Source organism: Sphaerisporangium krabiense (assembly GCF_014200435.1).
Taxonomy (GTDB): Bacteria; Actinomycetota; Actinomycetes; order Streptosporangiales; family Streptosporangiaceae; genus Sphaerisporangium; species Sphaerisporangium krabiense.
This window is the reverse complement of the sequence record NZ_JACHBR010000001.1, coordinates 4363693-4379681: the sequence shown is the minus strand read 5'-3', so window position 1 is coordinate 4379681 and position 15989 is coordinate 4363693. Positions and strand designations below refer to the sequence as shown.

Sequence of the window (15989 nt, the reverse complement as noted above, 5' to 3'; positions counted from 1 at the left end):
ATCGGGCCGCCACCCGCGGAGGGGCGGCCCGATCGTTTCAAAAGCGGGCCGTCACCATGGGAGCGGGCCGGACTCGCCGAAGCAGCCGCCGGTGGGGCCGTCGGCGGGGAGGGTGGCCAGGCGGACGGCGATGGCGGCGCCGTCCGCGGCGGTGCGGGTGACTCCGGGGACGCCGCGGGTGAAGGCGGTCGCGCACAGGCCCGGGTCGGCCGCGTTGACCAGGATGCCGTGCGGGCGCAGTTCCCTGGCGTACTGGACGGTCAGCGAGTTGAGCGCGGTCTTGGACGGCACGTAGGCCACCGAGGCCGGGCGCCCGCCGAACAGGCCCTCGGGTTCGCTCATCAGCGTCAGCGACCCGAGGCCACTCGTGACGTTGACGACGCGTCCCGCGGGCGAGCGCAGCAGGTACGGGATCATCGCGGTGGTCACGCCGATCACGCCGAAGACGTTGGTCTCGAAGACCTGCCTGACGACGTCCAGCTCGGCCGTGCCGGGCGCCTGCCCGGCGGGGTCGCCGAGGATGCCGGCGTTGTTGACCAGCACGTCCAGCACGCCGAACCGTTCGCCGACGTGCTGGGCCGCGCCCTTGATCGACACGGCGTCGGTGACGTCGAGGAGGACCGCTCGCACGTCGCCGCCGGCCGCGCGCAGGGCCCGCGCCGCCTCCTCGCCCCTGCGCGGGTCGCGGGCGCCGAGCAGGACGGTCATGCCGAGCCCGGCGAGCCGGGCGGCGATCTCGCGGCCGATCCCCTGGTTCGCGCCCGTGACCAGCGCCGTCACCGGGCGGTCCCGGGCATCGCCGGTCACGCCGGTCTCACGGAGGCCGCCCCGGCCGTGATCGCGAAGGCCGTCCGGCGTGGGCCGGTCACCCATGAGCCGCGGTCACCGGTCGGGGGCCGCGTTCGGCGCGGACCAGTTCCACGACGGCGGCGATGTCGGCCTCGGCCGAGGTGTGGCGGGCCGCCTCCTCGAAACGCTTCTCGACGAGCCGCGCGATGGGCAGGGGCAGCCCGTTGGACTCCGCCACCTCGGCGACGAGCCGCACGTCCTTGGCGCCGAGCCGCGTGCTGAACCAGCCGTGGTGGTCGCCGCCGACCGTGTCGTCGATGCGGTTGAGGAGCGCGGGCGGGACGGTGGGCCACTGGTGGAGCTCGCCGCGCAGCAGCTCGGTGTCGAGCCCGGCGGCCTCGGCGGCGGCGACCACCTCCGCGACGACGGCCATGGCCGAGATGAGCAGGTAGTTGTTGAGCAGCTTGAAGGTGGTGGCGGCGCCGGGGTCCTCGCCGCAGTAGGTGTGGGCGTGGAAGATCTGGGACAGCACCGGCTCCAGCCGGTCGACGAGGCGCCGTTCGCCCGCGACGAGGGCCGTCGCCCGGCCGTGCGCGATGGTCTGGGGGGCTCCGATGATCGGGGCGGCCACGAACCCGCGGCCGGGCTCCGCGTCCCGCAGCAGGCGGGAGGTCTGCGGGGAGACGGTGCTCATGTCGACGAGGACGGGGGCCCCGTCGCCCGTCTGCGTGGCGTCGGCGAGCCGTCCCGCCACATCGAGGACGGCGCGGTCGTCGGCGAGGGACATCAGCACCGCGTCGGCGCCCTTGGCGGCATCCGCCGGCGTGGCGGCCTCGGTCGCGCCCGCCTGCACCAGCTCGGCCGCCCTGCCCGGTGTCCGGTTCCAGATGGTGATCTCGGTTCCGTGCTCGATGAGCCGCCGGGCCACCGCCCGGCCCATGTTCCCCATTCCCAGGACTGCTATCTGCATATGTCACTCCCCCTCGCCGCCGTTCCTCCCCCATGCACAAGACGGACACACCGGACGAAGGACGAAAATGGTACAGAATCCAAAAATCCCCACTTAGGTGCCGAAAGCGGCGCTTCCGGGAATACCTCATGAAGTCACGCAAGACAGGCTGCGACCGGCGCACCTGTACGCACAGGTTGCCGAATCATCAGAAGGCGCATGATCCCGTCAAGCCATCAATGAGAGGAAGCGCTTATACGTTTGCTCCAGCGCACGTTGAACGGGGGCACGCATGGACATTCGTCGACACACCACGAGAACGGTCCGTCTGGCGCTCATCGGCGGCCTCGGGGCCACACTCGTCACCTCCACGCCACCGACGGCCGCCGTGACACCGGACGCGACGGGTCCCGCCGCCTCCCGCCCGACGACCGCCGTCCCGCAGGACCCCGACCAGCTCGCGCTGCGGCGCGTCTGGGAACGCCAGGCCGAGGCCTGGGCACGGGGCGACGGCGCCGCCTACGCCAGGGTCTACACCCCGGACGCCGACCTGGTGAACATCAAGGGCGAACACCTGCACGACCGCCGCGTCATCGCCGCGCGGCTCCAGCACTACTTCGACCACGACCTCAAGAACACCCGCATCCTGCGGCTGGACGAACGGGTGCGCAGGCTCTCCCCCACCACGGCGCTCATCGTGCGCAGGGACTGCGTCCTGTACGGCGGCGAGACGGCCTGCCGCCCGGGCCGCCTCTCGATCAACACCAGCGTCGTCGTCAAGCAGGCGGGCCAGTGGCTGGTCACGTCCTTCCACAACACGCTCGTCCAGGACCACGGCGCCGCGGCCACGCCGCTGAGCGCCGGCGGCCACTTCGGCGCCGCCTTCGACACCACGGAATGACCGGGGGACACGAATGGACACCCATCACCGAACGAGGCGATCCGCCCGCGCCGTCTGCGCGGCCGCCCTGGGGCTCGGCGCCGCGCTCATGCCCGGCTCCGCCGCCGTCGCGGACCCCGTGCCCGCCGCGGGCCCGAGCGACGCCGACCGCGTCGCGCTGGCCCAGCTCTGGGAACGCCAGGCCGGGGCCTGGGCGCGCGGGGACGGGCACGCGTACGGCGCGACGTACACCGCGGACGCCGACTTCGTCAACGTCACCGGCGAGCACATCCACACCGGCCGCGAGATCGGGACCCGTTTCCAGCGCTACCTCGGCGCCCAGCTGAAGAACAGCCGGATCATCACGCTGGAAGAGAAGATCCAGATGCTGTCCCCCACGCTGGCCTACATCATCAGGAAGGGTTGCGTCTTCTTCGCCAAGGAGACGAGCTGCCACCCCAACACGCTGTCGTGGAACACGAGCCTGGTCGTGAAGGACTCCGGCCGGTGGCTGGTGCGGTCCTTCCACAACACGCTGGTCAATCCGCCGAGGTGACGGCCCTCAGCCGAGCTTGTCCCTGAGCTTGGCGAGCCCCAGGCGGATCCGCGTCTTCACCGTGCCCAGGGGCACGCCGTCCCACTCGGCTATCTCCTTGGCGGTGAGGCCGTAGACCGCCGACAGGACGATGGGACGGCTCTGCTCCGGCGGCAGTGCCCGCAGGGCCGCGGCGAGGCCGTCCCCCGCGCCGTCGTCGAAGAGGGGGGACGCGGGCGGCGCGAGCGGCCAGGGCAGGAGGTCCGGCTCGGTCCGCCGCCGGCGGCGGGCGGCGTCCACGGCGAGGTTGCGCGTGATCGTGAGGAGCCAGGCCGCGACCGGGCCCCGGCCGGGGTCGTAGCCGGCCGCGCGCAGCCACACGCGCACGAACGCCTCCTGCGCGATCTCCTCGGCCAGGTCCGGGTCGCCGACCACGCTCCTCGCCATGCCGAGGACCCGCGCCTGGAACCGCCGGACGAACGCCGTGGCGGCGTGCGCGTCCCCTGAGGCCATGCCCGCGACGAGAGCCTCATCCGAGAGCGCCACGTTTACTTGACGGATCAAGGATCAGGCCGGTTCAACCCCTATGAATCCCGCCATACCCCTGATTTCGTATTACCGCTGTGAAGTCTGTCAGAGGGCCTGTCAACGTCCGGGAGTTCGAGCACGCCGCGCGCGACGCGCTCGACCCCGTCTTCTACGACTACTTCGCCTCCGGGGCGCAGGACGAGGTCACGACGGCCGCGAACGAGGCCGCCTTCCGCCGCCTGTGCCTGGTGCCGCGCGTGCTGCGCGGCCTCGGCCCGCCGGGCCTGGAGACGACCGTGCTCGGCCACCGGACGTCCATGCCCCTGCTGATGGCGCCGACCGCCTTCCACCGGCTCGCGCACCCCGGCGCCGAGCTGGCCACCGCGCGCGCCGCCGCCGGGGCCGGCGTCGTCATGATCGCCGCGATGCTGGCCACGACGGCGATCGAGGAGGTCGCCGGCGAGGCGCGCAAGGTGGACGAGAACGCCGCGCTGTGGTTCCAGCTCTACGTGCAGCCCGACCTCGGCTTCACCGAGGCCGTCGTGCGGCGGGCCGAGGCGGCCGGGTGCACGGCGCTCGTCGTCACCGTCGACTCCCCCGCGCTCGGGCGCAACGAGCGCGGCGACCGCAACGGCTTCCACGACCTGCCGCCCGGCATGCGCTGCGAGAACCTGCGCGAGATCGGCGGCGACGTGCGCGGCGTCGTGCTCTCCCCGGAGATCTCCTGGCGGCACCTGGACTGGCTGCGCGGGATCACCGGCCTGCCCATCGTGCTGAAGGGCGTGCTGCACCCCGAGGACGCCCGGCTCGCCGTGCGGCGCGGGGTGGACGGGCTGATCGTCTCCAACCACGGCGGGCGGCAGCTCGACACCACGCCCGCCTCGATCGACCGGCTGCCGGTCATCGCCGACGCGGTGGGCGGGGAGATCCCGCTCGTGCTGGACGGCGGGGTCCGGCGCGGCACCGACGTCGTCAAGGCGCTGGCCCTCGGCGCGAGCGCCGCGGCCGTCGGCCGTCCCGTCCTGTGGGGCCTCGCCGTGGACGGCGAGGACGGCGTGGCCCGCGTGCTGTCCCTGCTGCGCGCCGAGCTGGTCAACGCGCTCACCCTGTGCGGGTGCGACTCTCCCCTGTCGGTTCCCCGTGATCTCGTCGTGGAAGGTGGTGGCCGATGAAGGTCATCGGCGTGGGTGTCGGACGCACCGGCACCCTGTCCCTGAAGGCGGCCCTGGAGACCCTGGGCCTCGGGCCGTGCTTCCACGGACGGCACGTCCTTGACCACCCCGACCGGCTCGCCCTGTGGGAGGCCGCGGCCCGGGGCGACGCCGTCGACTGGTCCGCCGTCTTCGCGGGCTACGAGTCCAGCGTGGACTGGCCGGGCGCGGCGTTCTGGCGCGAGCTGACCGCCGCCTTCCCGGCCGCGAAGATCATTCTGACCGTGCGTGAGCCGGACGGGTGGTACGACAGCGTCGCGCGCACGATCTACCCGATGTTCGGCACCTCCTCCGACCCCCGGGCGCGCGAGGCGCTGCGCGTCGTCCCCGGCATGGAGGTGTTCACGCGGTTCCACCGGCGCATGATCTGGGACGGCTTCTTCGGCGGCGGCTTCGCCGACCGCGAGCGCGCCATCGCCGTCTACGAGGAGCACAACGCCGCCGTCCGCGCCGAGGTGCCCGCCGAACGGCTGCTCGTCTGCGAGCCCGGCTCGGGATGGGCTCCGCTGTGCGCGTTCCTCGGTGTGCCGGTGCCGGACCAGGAGTACCCGCACCTGAACGACCCCGGCAGGTTCTGGGGGCGGGTCGAGGCGAGGATGGCCGAGTCCAGGCGGCGGTCATGATCGCGCCGGCCGCCGCCGCCCTGGTGCTCAGCCTGCCGTACTGGCTGCCGCGCGTCGTCGTCCGCCTGCGCATGTGGCTCTTCACGAGGATCAACGGCGACGAGGGCGTCCCCGTGCCCGGCGACCTCGTCCCGGTCGAGCAGTTCCGCCGGGTGTACGCCGACCCGGCCGCCGACGGGCGCAGCAGGGGCGCCGCGCTGTCGGACCTGTTCTGGTACTGGCTGTCCCCCGGCGCGGACGTCCACCAGGAGCACCTGGAGCCCGGCGAGCGCTACGAGCGGGTCGCGCGGGCCACCCGCGCGTTCCTCGGCCTGCCGTCCGCGCGGGTGACGGCGATGGCCACGCGGGCCGCCGGGCGGCTGCGCCCGTCCGGGTTCGTGCGGCTGCGCGACCTGCTGATGCCGATGTGGGCGGAGTTCTTCTACGAGCTGGTCTTCGGCGAGGAGTGCCCGGCCGAGGCGCGCGCCCTCATCGTGGCCAACGCCGACGACGTGGTCACCGCGCTCAAGGGCTGCGGCCTGCGCCACATGGAGCGCAGGGACCGTCTCACCCGCTACCTGCTGACCCGCCTCGACGACGCGTGCCACCCGCCGCCCGGCGGCCTCACCCGCGTCGAGCAGGCGCTGTACCTGCAGGGGACGTTCTTCAACACGGCCGTCGTGCAGCAGTCCGAGGCCACCGCCCACGTGCTGATGACCCTCGCCCGGCACCGGGAGACGCAGGACGCGCTGGCCCGCGACCCCGCGCCGCTCGGCAACGTGATCGAGGAGACGCTGCGGCTGTACCCGCTGTTCGGGATCGCGCACCGCGTCACCTCGGCCGACATCGCGCTGGACGGCGGCACCACGCTGCCCGCCGGGACGGTGCTGTGCTTCAACTACCCCGAGTTCCACCGGACCGGGTTCCCGGACCCCGACCGGTTCGACCCGGCGCGGTGGGAGACGCTGTCCGTGCGCGAGGCCAACCACATCCCGTTCGGCGTGGCGGCCAACCGGCCCTGCCCGGCGTGGCGGCTCGCGCCGCTGGCCATGCGCGCCGTCGTCGCCGCGCTGCTGCCCCGCCTGGACTTCCACACCTCGGCCGCGCACACCCGCTCGCTGCCCAACCGGGGCCCGTGCCTGGTGCTGCCGCGCGGCGCCCGGCCGTGGTGGCGCGGCGCGGCGCTGGCGTTCATGCGCGTGCGCGACCGGTGGGAGGACGTGGGACGCGCGCTGACGCAGCTCGTGCTCGGCACCTACATGGTGTGGGACGCGCGCAGGCGACAGCTGTGCCGGCGCCACTTCGCCGCCGCCTCGCAGGAGTCGGCGTGCCCGAGCCAGGAGCGGACGGCGTGAGCGAGGAGGGCGAGGAGGTCTTCCCCGGGCCGGTGCTCGGCGCGCTGCGCGCGTCGCCGGGGCGGGTCGCGTTCCTGCAGGGCGGGCGTGCGGTGACGTGCGGCGAGGTGCTGGACCTCGCCGCACGGCTGGCCGCCGGGATGCGGGACGCCGGGCTCGGCCCCGGGCGCGGGGTCGCGATGGCGACCGGCCTCACGCCCGAGGCGTACGCGGCGCACCTGGCGGCGCACGCGCTCGGCTGCCGCGTGGCGGCGCTGCGTCCCGGCTGGAGCCCGCGCCAGACGGAGTACGCGCTCGGCCTCGGTTTCGACGCCGTGGTGACCTCCCCCGGCGGGCCTCCGGCGCCCGGTCTCCAGGCCCTGTCCCCCGGGCCGAGCCCGCACGCGCCCGGTCCCCGGGCCCTCTTCCCCGGGCCGAGCCCGCACGCATCGGGTCCCCGGGAACTGTCCCTCGGGCCGAGCCCGCACGCCACCGACCTGCTCGCCGTCCGGCAGGCGGCGGACCTCACGCCGCGGGGACGCTCCGGCGACATCGCGCGGCTGACGTTCACCAGCGGCAGCACCGGCCGTCCGAAGGCGTGCGCGCAGACCTACCACGCGTTCACCCTGGCCTATCGCCGCGAGCGGTGGCCGGCCCCGCTCGCGGAGCTCATGACCGGGTTCGGGCGCTGCCTCATCTCCGAGAGCCTCGCCGGGCCCGTCATGATGACCTACCTCGGCCGCTGCCTCATCGCGGGCGGCGCCGCCGTCCTGCCGTCCGGCGACGACCCCGAACCTCTGCTGCCCGGCGCGATCGAGCGCCACCGCCTCACCGCGATCCTCGTGCCGCCGCCGCGCCTGCGGCTCATGCTCGCCGCGCTGGACGAGCGGCCCGTTGACGTGGGCAGCCTGCGCGCCGTGGTCCTCGGCGGCTCCCCCGCGGGGCCCGGCCTGCTCACCGAGGCGGTGCGGCGGCTCGGCCCCATCGTGTGGCAGGGGTACGGCCAGGGCGAGGCCGGGGTGATCTCGATGCTGACGCCGGACGACCTCGCCCGCGAGCCCGCGGCGCGCGAGTCGGTGGGACGGCCGCTGCCCGCCGTCGAGGTCGGCCTGCGCCGGGACGGCTCCGCGCCGGTGGCCCCGGGCGAGGTCGGCGAGATCTGGGTGCGCAGCCCGCACATGATGAGCGGCTACTGGAACGCGCCCGAGGAGACCGCCGAGGTGCTGCGGGACGGCTGGCTGCACACCCGCGACCTCGGATATCTCGGCCCGACCGGGTTGCTCCACCTGAGCGGGCGCAGCCGCGACGTCATCATGGTGAACGCCGAGGTCTGCCACGGAGGCGCGGTCGAGCGCGTGCTCGCGGGCCACCCGGCGGTGGCAGAGGCGTGCGTGCTCGGGGCCGGGGACGCCGAGACGGGTGAGGCGTTCCACGCCTTCGTCGTGCCCGCGGCGCCGGTCGGCCGCGAGGACCTGCTCGCGCTGGTGCGCGGCTCGCTCAGCGCCGGCCATGTGCCGCGGACGATCACGGTGGTGGGCGCGATCCCGCTGACCCCGGCGGGCAAGCCCGACAAGGAGGCGCTCGCCGCGCTCGTTCCCGCGCCGGGCCCGCCCACGGGTCCGGTCACGCGCGCGGTCCCGCCGCCTGTTCCACCGGCCGGTTCGCCGGCGGACCCTCCTGCGGATTCACCGACGGAGAACTCACCATTCTGACCATCCGCCCTTCACGGCGTCCGGAGTTATTGTCAGGTCAGGGCCTAGTGGGCGCAGCCGATATGCGCGTACCCGAGGAACCGATGAGTTCACACGACGACCAGGACAGGGCCTGGTTCCACAGTCAGTTCATATCTCTGTCGACCAGGAAGACCGGCTTCGAATGGCAGGCGTTCGTCAATGACCTCATGCACGCGGTTCATCCTGGCGACTTCGTGGCGGTCGACCCCTCCGGGCGCGGGGACAAAGGATGTGACGGATGGGTCGGCGGTCTCATGCTGGCCTGCTACGGGGCGGGGAATCCGAATCAGCGTTACGTGACGAGGAAGATCGAGACTGATTTCACCACGGCGTTGAAATACTGGGGTGACAGCATGGACAGGTGGGCGTTCGTACACAACAACGCGAATGGACTGCCCGAAATGGCGGCCCGCGCCGTCATCGAACTACGCCGCCAGCATCGCGGGTCCGTGCGCATCGAGGTGTGGCCGCCCCAGGTCCTGTGGAACCACTGCGCCTTCCTGCCGCGCGAGCGGCTCGCGACGATCACCGGCTCGCCGCCGTCGGACCATCCCGCGGGCATGAGCTACATCGCGCGGTGCGTAGAGTCGCTGGCCAGGACCCGTCTGGTCCCGGGGCTCGACCCGGTGGGCGAGGTCGCGCACGGGAAGATCGAGCACAACGGCTTCGGCCCCGAGGTCGCCGATCTCATCAAGCGTTTCCAGGTGCACACCGGCCACGTCCGCTATTACTTCACCTTCGCCTCTCCCGGGGAACAGGCCCAGGTCTCGGAGAACCTGCGGGCGCGTTTCGCCGGGCACCGCGCGCTCCTCGAATCGCCGGACGCCGTGTTCCACGCGTTGTGCGACGACCTGGTCGTCGAGGCGTTCCGCGGCGGCGGGTACGCCGACAAGGCGCAGCAGCGCAGCGCGGCCCTCATGGTGGTCACCCATTTCTTCGAGAAATGTGAGATATTCGAGGCGCCGGGGGAGCAAAGCCGTGCTGCTTCCTTCTAAGGCCATACCAACCGACCAGGCACTGCTCGCCGTCGGTGCGCAGATATTGATCCAGCTCGAACGTCCCGGCACCGTGAGCGTGGTGTGGGATCGGGTGCTGGAGTGGCGGTCGGCCCGCGGAATGCGATCCGCACTGCCGTTCTGGTGGTTCTCGCTGGCCCTGGACGTCCTTTACGCGCTCGGGGCCGTCGAGCAGCGTAATGGAGAGCTGATGAGGAAGAGCCGTGCTGCATGAGCTCAAGAGCGACCTCCCCGAGTTCAAGGAGGCGGACTTCCGAGACGGCCTGAACATCGCCGTCGCCCGCAGGAGCAGGACGGCCGGCAGGGAGGACAGGAACCCGGTCGGCAAGACCAGCTTCGTCCGCGTCCTGGACTTCCTGCTCGGCGCCGACGTCCGCCCGGGGCATCCGCTGCGCCGCGCCGAGCTGGCGCACGCGGAGTTCGGCCTCACCCTGGACCTGTTCGGCCAGCCGAGGACGATCACCCGCAGCGCGGGCAACCTGGCGTCGGCGCAGGTCAACGAGGTGGCGATGCGGCTGCAGAAGTTCCGCGGCTACCTCGGCAAGGGCCTGTTCGGGCTGACGGGCGGGGGCGGCGAGCCGTCCTTCCGCTCCCTGGTGGCCTACTACCTGCGCGACGTCACCGCCGGAGGGTTCTCCTCGCCGACCGAGACGCACCGCAAGCAGCGCGTCATCGACACCCAGCCCATGCTGGCCCATCTGTTCGCCCTGGACGTCGGCCTGGTGACGAAGGTGCGCGAGGTGAGCGAGACCGGCCGCGACCTGCGCGAGCTGCGGAAGATCGCCAAAGAGTCCGTCATGGGCATGGCCCTCGGCCGGGGCAACGACCTGGACGCCCAGATCCGCGCGCTGCAGAACCGGCGCGAGGCCCTGGCCGGCGAGATGGTGGACTTCCGCGTCGCCGGCCGTTACGCCTGGCACCGGGAGCGCGCCGACGAGCTGAGCCGCAGGATCCGCGAGATCAACGACCACCTGGTGGTCACCGAGCGCGGCGTCAAGGACGTCGAGGCCGCCATCTCCGAGGACGGGGACGTCCTGCCCGACCGCGGCTACCTGCGCCAGGTCTTCGACGAGCTGGCCATCGCGCTCCCCGGCCAGGTCGTCCGGCGGTTCGAGGAGGTCGAGGCGTTCCACAGGTCCGTCGTCGCCAACCGGCGCGGGTACCTGGAGGCCGAGCGCGTCCGGCTGCTCGGCGAGATCTCCCGCGAACGTGCCGAACTCGCCGACCTGGACCGGGAGCGGGCCGAGCTGATGCGCCTGCTGACGGCGGACGGCGCGTTCGAGACCTACGCCGAGCTGCAGCGGCAGCTCGCCGTCCTGGACGGCCGGTTGAGCGAGCTGGTCGAGCGCCGGTCCATCGTCGAGCGCTGGGGCAACAGCAGCAGGCACCTGCAGATGCGGTCGGCCGAGCTGGAACTGCAGATCAACGCCGACCTCCACGACCGGCGCGACCACGTCAGGGAGGTCTCGCGGATGTTCGCCGCGTTCGCGCGCCGCCTGTACGGCGAGGCGCGCCCGGCGGCGCTGACCATCGAGGCGGGGCGCTCCGGCTACAAGTTCGCGCCCGCCATCGGCGGGAACGCGACGTCCGGCGTCCGCTGCATGGCGCTGTTCTGCTTCGACCTGTGCATGGCGGTGACGGCCAAGCGCGCCGGGCACGGCCCGGACTTCCTGGTCCACGACAGCCACGTCTTCGAGCACGTCGACACCGGCCAGGTCGCCGCGGCGCTGGCGCTCGCCGCGGAGGTCTGCGCCGCGGAGCGGCTGCAGTACGTCACGGCGCTCAACTCCGACCGGTTGGAGGACGCGCTGCGGACCCGTCCCGGCCTGGACCACCACGTGTGCGCGGAGATGACCGAGGCGCGCGACGACGGCGGCCTGTTCGGCGTGCGCTACTGACCCGGGCGAGCGCTACCGGCCGGTCATGCGCAGGAACGCCTCGGTGGTGACGATCGGCACGCCATAGACGCGGGCGGCGCGGGCCTTGCGCGACAGCGTGTCGGGGTCGGCGGCCACCAGCAGCCGCACCTGCCGGGTCACCCGCGGGTGCGGGACGTACCCGGCGGCGCGGGCGCGCTCCTCCCACACCGCCCGCTGCTCCTCGGTCTCGCCGGTGAACGCCACCATGTCGCCCCGCTCCAGCCGGAACGGCACGCCCGGCCGTGGCCGTCCCTCCTCCGCCGCGACCCGCGCGGCCGCGTCGCCCGGCAGGCCGAGGAGGCGCGTGACGTGGGCGAACTCCTCGCGGTGCGCGCCGGTCACCTCGCCCTCCGCCCTGGCCGCCCGGACCAGCGCGGCCAGGTAGTCCAGGTGCAGGCGGCCGAGGTCGGCGCGGCCGAGCCCCATCAGGGCGGCGAAGTCCACCAGGGCGTCGGCCTCGGTCGGGGAGATGTGGTGGTCCAGGAGCGCCTGGTCGAGCAGGGCCAGGTAGGTGTCGGCCACGGCGGGCTCGGGGACGCGCGGCATCCTGTCCAGGACGCGCTCCAGGAAAGGGGTGTCGCGGTCGGCGGACACGCCGCGCCGCACCGGGACCGCCGCCGAACCGGGCAGGCCGGGCCAGCGCGCCGCCGCCGAGGCCGCGAAGAGGTCGTGCCACGGCACCCGCTCCCCCGCGCGCGCGATGTAGTGGCCGAGCAGCCCGGCGGCGGCGCGGGCGTCCACGACGGCGTCGTGGTGGCCGCTCAGGTCGACCTCCGCGAGCGCGCAGCACCCGGCGAGGTTGCGCGGCGCCCCGGGCATGAAGTGCGGCGCCCACCGCATCGTGCACACGCCCTCCTCCGGGCGCAGCGGCGCCTCCACCCCGAGGCGGGCGAACTCGCTCGACAGGAACAGCAGGTCGAAGGGCAGGTTGTGCGCGCACACGACCCGCCCGCGCAGCAGGTCCGCGACCGTGCCGGCGACGTCGGCGAAGGACGGGGCGTGGCGGACGTCGGCGGCGGAGATGCGGTGGATGCGCTGCGGGCCGAGGTCGCGCCCGGGGTTGACCAGCGTGCCCCACTCGCCGGTGACCCGCCCGGAGCCGTCCACCTGAACGACGCCCACTTCCACGATTCGGTCATGCCACCCCGGCCGTAACCCGGTCGTCTCCACATCGACCACGGCGTACCCGTGCTCGCGCATCGGCAGGCCCCTCTCGGTGAACCAATCCCTGGGATTCCCCCCGATCGCGCACCTTATCGGGGAGATTCCGCTTGAAAATCGGGGCCCGAAGTTAATTGTTGAGTTTCTTTACAGTAAGGGTTACGTTCAGGGCACTTACCGTGACCGGACCCCGGACGGCGCCGAGCCGGCAGGTGCTCCGGTGTGGAGAACAAGGGAGTGCCAGGCATGAAAGCACGACTTGTCACACTGGCCGCCGCGGCGGCACTGGCGATCACGAGCCTGCTCGCCGGACCCGCCACACCCGCTCTCGCGGGCCCGCCCGGATTCTTCTCCCTCGGCTTGTATCCGACCCTGGACGCCTGCCATCAGGCCGGGAAGGAGAAGGCGGTCATCTTCGGCCCCGTCTACATCTGCGAGGCCCACCAGATCCCGGGATACGGCACCTGGTACGAGCTCTGGATGCACTAGACGCACCACCCGCGCAGGGACCGGCCGCGCGCGGCCGGTCCCTGCGCGGGAAGGACCTTTCCGGAACGGCCAGGGCCGTGACCCTCCCGGCAGGATCACGCCTTCTCGGTGACCGAACGCTCGACGGTCGTCATCGCCTCGGGGATGGCCTCGACGTTCTGGCCGCCGCCCTGGGCGACGTCCGGCCTGCCGCCACCGCCGCCGCCCAGCGTCGCGGCCGCGGCGCGGACCAGCTCGCCGGCGGCCAGGCCGCGTTCCCGGGCGGCCTCGTTGGTGGCGACGACCGTCAGCGGGCGGCCGTTCGCCGCGGCGAACAGGGCGACCACGGCCGGCCCGCCGCCCAGGCGGTCGCGCACGTCGAAGACCAGCGTGCGCAGGTCGTCGGCGTCCGTGCCGTCCGGGGCCCGCCCGACGACGAGCGCGACGCCCTTGACGTCCTTGGCCCCCTGCGCGAGGCCCGCGCCCGCCCGCAGCACCTTCTCGGCGCGGAACTTCTCGATCTCCTTCTCCGCGTCCCTGAGCCGGCCGAGCATCGCCGCGACGCGCTCGGGCAGTTCCTCGGCGCGGCCCTTGACCAGGTCCTGGAGCCGGGCGACGACCGTGTGCTCGCGGGCCAGGAAGCCGTAGGCGTCCAGGCCCACCAGCGCCTCGACGCGGCGCACGCCCGAGCCGATCGACGACTCGCCGAGCAGCTTCACGAGGCCGAGCTGGGCGGTGTTGCGCACGTGCGTGCCGCCGCACAGCTCCTTGGAGAAGTCGCCGATCGTGACGACGCGCACCCGCTCGCCGTACTTCTCGCCGAACTCGGCGATGGCGCCCTGCCACCTGGCCTCCTCCAGGCTCATGGCCTCGGCCTCGACGTCCAGCTCGCGGGACAGCACCTCGTTGATCTTCTGCTCGACGTCGGCCAGCACCGACCCGGGCACCGCCGAGGGCGACCCGAAGTCGAAGCGGAAGCGGCCGGGCGCGTTCTCCGAGCCCGCCTGGGACGCGGCCGGGCCGAGGGCGTCGCGCAGCGCCTGGTGGGTGAGGTGGGTGGCGGTGTGCGCGCGGGCGATGGCGCGGCGGCGCGCGACGTCGATCGCGGCGTAGGCGGACGCGCCGACCGCCACCTCGCCGACCTGGACGACCCCCTTGTGGACGATCACGCCGGGGACCGGCCGCTGGACGTCGTGGACCTCGATCACCGCGCCGGAGCCGAGCCGGATCCTGCCCTGGTCGGCGAGCTGGCCCCCGCCCTCGGCGTAGAAGGGCGTGCGGTCCAGGACGACCTCGACCGTGTCGCCCTCGACCGCGGCCGGCGAGGGGACGCCGTCCACGAGCAGGCCGACGACCGTCGCCTCGCCCTCGGTCGCGGCGTACCCGGTGAAGTCGGTGCGCCCGGCGACCTCGCGGTAGGCCGACAGGTCGGCGTGGCCGGTCTTCTTCGCCCTGGCGTCGGCCTTGGCGCGCTCGCGCTGCTCCCTCATCAGGCGGCGGAAGCCGTCCTCGTCCACCGACAGGCCCTGCTCGGCCGCCATCTCCAGCGTGAGGTCGATCGGGAAGCCCCAGGTGTCGTGAAGCTGGAACGCCTCGTCCCCGGACAGGACGGCGCCGCCCCGGGCCCTGGTCTCGGCGACCGAGGAGTCCAGGATGGCCGTGCCGGCCTTCAGCGTCCTGAGGAACGCCGCCTCCTCGGCGAGCGCGACCGTCTCGACGCGCTCGCGGTCGGCGACGAGCTCGGGGTACTGCGCGCCCATCGACCCGATGACCGTGTCCACCAGGTCGCGTACGACCGGGCCCGTGGCGCCGAGCAGGCGGGCGGTGCGGATCGCGCGGCGCATGACGCGGCGCAGGACGTAGCCGCGGCCCTCGTTGCCGGGGACGACGCCGTCGCCGATCAGCATCACCGACGTGCGCATATGGTCGGACACCACGCGCAGCGCGATGTCGGAGGACTCGTCGGCGCCGTAGCGGACGCCGGTCAGCTCGGTGGCCCTGTCGATCACGACGCGCGAGGTGTCGATCTCGAACATGTTGGGCACGCCCTGCAGGACCATGGCGAGGCGTTCCAGCCCGAGGCCGGTGTCGATGTTCTTCGACGGCAGCTCGCCGAGGATCGGGAAGTCCTCCTTGCCCTGGCCCGGGCCGCGCTCGTACTGCATGAAGACGAGGTTCCACAGCTCCATGTACCGCTCGTCGTTGACGGCGGGGCCGCCCTCCGGCCCGAACTCGGGGCCGCGGTCGTAGGAGATCTCCGAGCAGGGGCCGCACGGCCCGGGGACGCCCATGGACCAGAAGTTCGGGCCCATGCCGAGACGCTGGACGCGCTCGGCGGGCACGCCGATCTTCTCGCGCCAGATGCGCTCGGCCTCGTCGTCGTCCAGGTACACGGTGACCCAGAGCCGTTCCGGGTCGAGCCCGTAGCCGCCGTCCGCCACGGACGTCGTGAGCAGCTCCCAGGCGTAGGTGATGGCGCCTTCCTTGAAGTAGTCGCCGAAGGCGAAGTTCCCGCACATCTGGAAGAAGGTGCCGTGCCGGGTGGTCCTGCCGACCTCCTCGATGTCGGGCGTGCGCACGCACTTCTGCACGCTGACCAGGCGCGGGCCCGGCGGCCTCGCCTCGCCGAGGAAGTACGGCTTGAAGGGGACCATGCCGGCCGGGACCAGAAGGAGGGTGGGGTCGTCGGCGATCAGCGACGCCGACGGCACGATGGCGTGCGCGCGCTCCGAGAAGAAGCGCAGATAACGGCGGCGGATCTCGGCCGACTCCATGAGGGGGGTCCTTTCTGACCTCGGGTGGTCCCTGACTGCCACGGGATGTCTCATGGTGGCCCGCGCCCGAACGCGCTGTCCAAACGATTT

Annotated in this window: 15 protein-coding genes; 10 read left to right on the top strand and 5 right to left on the bottom strand. The window is 73.1% G+C overall.

Annotation, left to right across the window (positions count from 1 at the left end):
• Positions 1–51 precede the first annotated feature (51 nt).
• Complete coding sequence (locus BJ981_RS19415) at positions 52–807, bottom strand: SDR family NAD(P)-dependent oxidoreductase (RefSeq protein ID WP_239139236.1); 756 nt, start codon at positions 805–807, stop codon at positions 52–54.
• 58 nt (positions 808–865) lie between these two features.
• On the bottom strand, positions 866–1759 hold the full coding sequence (locus BJ981_RS19410) for an NAD(P)-dependent oxidoreductase (protein ID WP_184612729.1): 894 nt from the start codon (positions 1757–1759) through the stop codon (positions 866–868).
• A gap of 271 nt (positions 1760–2030) precedes the next feature.
• On the opposite strand from BJ981_RS19410, the gene BJ981_RS19405 reads away from it, so the two are divergent.
• Both BJ981_RS19405 and BJ981_RS19400 read left to right on the top strand, forming a co-directional pair.
• Positions 2031–2639, top strand: coding sequence for an SgcJ/EcaC family oxidoreductase (locus BJ981_RS19405; protein ID WP_184612728.1), 609 nt, complete (start codon positions 2031–2033; stop codon positions 2637–2639).
• Between the two features lie 13 nt (positions 2640–2652).
• Positions 2653–3174, top strand: coding sequence for an SgcJ/EcaC family oxidoreductase (locus BJ981_RS19400; RefSeq protein ID WP_184612727.1), 522 nt, complete (start codon positions 2653–2655; stop codon positions 3172–3174).
• Positions 3175–3180: 6 nt separating this feature from the next.
• Here the strand turns inward: BJ981_RS19400 and BJ981_RS19395 are convergent, their stop codons facing one another.
• Positions 3181–3666 (bottom strand): RNA polymerase sigma factor, encoded by a 486-nt coding sequence (locus BJ981_RS19395; protein ID WP_184612726.1) that lies wholly within the window; start codon positions 3664–3666, stop codon positions 3181–3183.
• A 110-nt stretch (positions 3667–3776) separates the two neighbouring features.
• Here BJ981_RS19395 and BJ981_RS19390 point away from each other — a divergent pair, with 110 nt between their 5' ends.
• From BJ981_RS19390 to BJ981_RS19360, 7 genes are all read left to right on the top strand, one after another.
• Complete coding sequence (locus tag BJ981_RS19390) at positions 3777–4853, top strand: alpha-hydroxy acid oxidase (protein ID WP_184612725.1); 1077 nt, start codon at positions 3777–3779, stop codon at positions 4851–4853.
• On the top strand, positions 4850–5515 hold the full coding sequence (locus tag BJ981_RS19385; protein WP_184612724.1) for a sulfotransferase family protein: 666 nt from the start codon (positions 4850–4852) through the stop codon (positions 5513–5515). Before BJ981_RS19390 ends, BJ981_RS19385 begins: the two co-directional genes overlap by 4 nt.
• Positions 5512–6849, top strand: a complete 1338-nt coding sequence (locus BJ981_RS19380) for a cytochrome P450 (RefSeq protein WP_184612723.1) — start codon at positions 5512–5514, stop codon at positions 6847–6849. The genes BJ981_RS19385 and BJ981_RS19380 overlap by 4 nt, the downstream gene beginning before the upstream one ends.
• Positions 6822–8540 (top strand): class I adenylate-forming enzyme family protein, encoded by a 1719-nt coding sequence (locus BJ981_RS19375; protein ID WP_184612722.1) that lies wholly within the window; start codon positions 6822–6824, stop codon positions 8538–8540. The genes BJ981_RS19380 and BJ981_RS19375 overlap by 28 nt, the downstream gene beginning before the upstream one ends.
• 83 nt (positions 8541–8623) lie before the next feature.
• Entirely contained in the window at positions 8624–9556 is a 933-nt protein-coding gene (locus BJ981_RS19370) for an ABC-three component system protein (protein ID WP_184612721.1), read from the top strand.
• Positions 9540–9791 carry an ABC-three component system middle component 6 gene (locus BJ981_RS19365; RefSeq protein ID WP_184612720.1) on the top strand — a complete coding sequence of 84 codons (252 nt, stop codon included), beginning with the start codon at positions 9540–9542 and terminating at the stop codon, positions 9789–9791. The genes BJ981_RS19370 and BJ981_RS19365 overlap by 17 nt, the downstream gene beginning before the upstream one ends.
• Positions 9781–11475, top strand: a complete 1695-nt coding sequence (locus BJ981_RS19360) for a DUF2326 domain-containing protein (RefSeq protein ID WP_184612719.1) — start codon at positions 9781–9783, stop codon at positions 11473–11475. Before BJ981_RS19365 ends, BJ981_RS19360 begins: the two co-directional genes overlap by 11 nt.
• Before the next feature lie 12 nt (positions 11476–11487).
• On the opposite strand, the gene BJ981_RS19355 is transcribed toward BJ981_RS19360, so the two are convergent.
• On the bottom strand, positions 11488–12696 hold the full coding sequence (locus BJ981_RS19355; protein ID WP_184612718.1) for an exonuclease domain-containing protein: 1209 nt from the start codon (positions 12694–12696) through the stop codon (positions 11488–11490).
• A 207-nt stretch (positions 12697–12903) separates the two neighbouring features.
• Between BJ981_RS19355 and BJ981_RS19350 the strand changes: the two genes are divergently transcribed.
• Positions 12904–13146: a hypothetical protein gene (locus tag BJ981_RS19350; RefSeq protein WP_184612717.1), complete on the top strand. Its 243-nt coding sequence runs from the start codon at positions 12904–12906 to the stop codon at positions 13144–13146.
• 95 nt (positions 13147–13241) lie between these two features.
• On the opposite strand, the gene alaS is transcribed toward BJ981_RS19350, so the two are convergent.
• Positions 13242–15899, bottom strand: coding sequence for an alanine--tRNA ligase (alaS, locus tag BJ981_RS19345; protein WP_184612716.1), 2658 nt, complete (start codon positions 15897–15899; stop codon positions 13242–13244).
• Positions 15900–15989: the final 90 nt, after the last annotated feature.

Excerpts from the sequence above, each read along its gene's own strand:
- BJ981_RS19410 (WP_184612729.1), bottom strand. The coding sequence starts at position 1,759 with ATGCAGATAGCAGTCCTGGGAATGGGGAACATGGGCCGGGCGGTGGCC.
- BJ981_RS19405 (WP_184612728.1), top strand. The coding sequence starts at position 2,031 with ATGGACATTCGTCGACACACCACGAGAACGGTCCGTCTGGCGCTCATC.
- BJ981_RS19400 (WP_184612727.1), top strand. The coding sequence starts at position 2,653 with ATGGACACCCATCACCGAACGAGGCGATCCGCCCGCGCCGTCTGCGCG.
- BJ981_RS19395 (WP_184612726.1), bottom strand. The coding sequence starts at position 3,666 with ATGGCCTCAGGGGACGCGCACGCCGCCACGGCGTTCGTCCGGCGGTTC.
- BJ981_RS19385 (WP_184612724.1), top strand. The coding sequence starts at position 4,850 with ATGAAGGTCATCGGCGTGGGTGTCGGACGCACCGGCACCCTGTCCCTG.
- BJ981_RS19380 (WP_184612723.1), top strand. The coding sequence starts at position 5,512 with ATGATCGCGCCGGCCGCCGCCGCCCTGGTGCTCAGCCTGCCGTACTGG.
- BJ981_RS19370 (WP_184612721.1), top strand. The coding sequence starts at position 8,624 with ATGAGTTCACACGACGACCAGGACAGGGCCTGGTTCCACAGTCAGTTC.
- BJ981_RS19355 (WP_184612718.1), bottom strand. The coding sequence starts at position 12,696 with ATGCGCGAGCACGGGTACGCCGTGGTCGATGTGGAGACGACCGGGTTA.
- BJ981_RS19350 (WP_184612717.1), top strand. The coding sequence starts at position 12,904 with ATGAAAGCACGACTTGTCACACTGGCCGCCGCGGCGGCACTGGCGATC.
- alaS (WP_184612716.1), bottom strand. The coding sequence starts at position 15,899 with ATGGAGTCGGCCGAGATCCGCCGCCGTTATCTGCGCTTCTTCTCGGAG.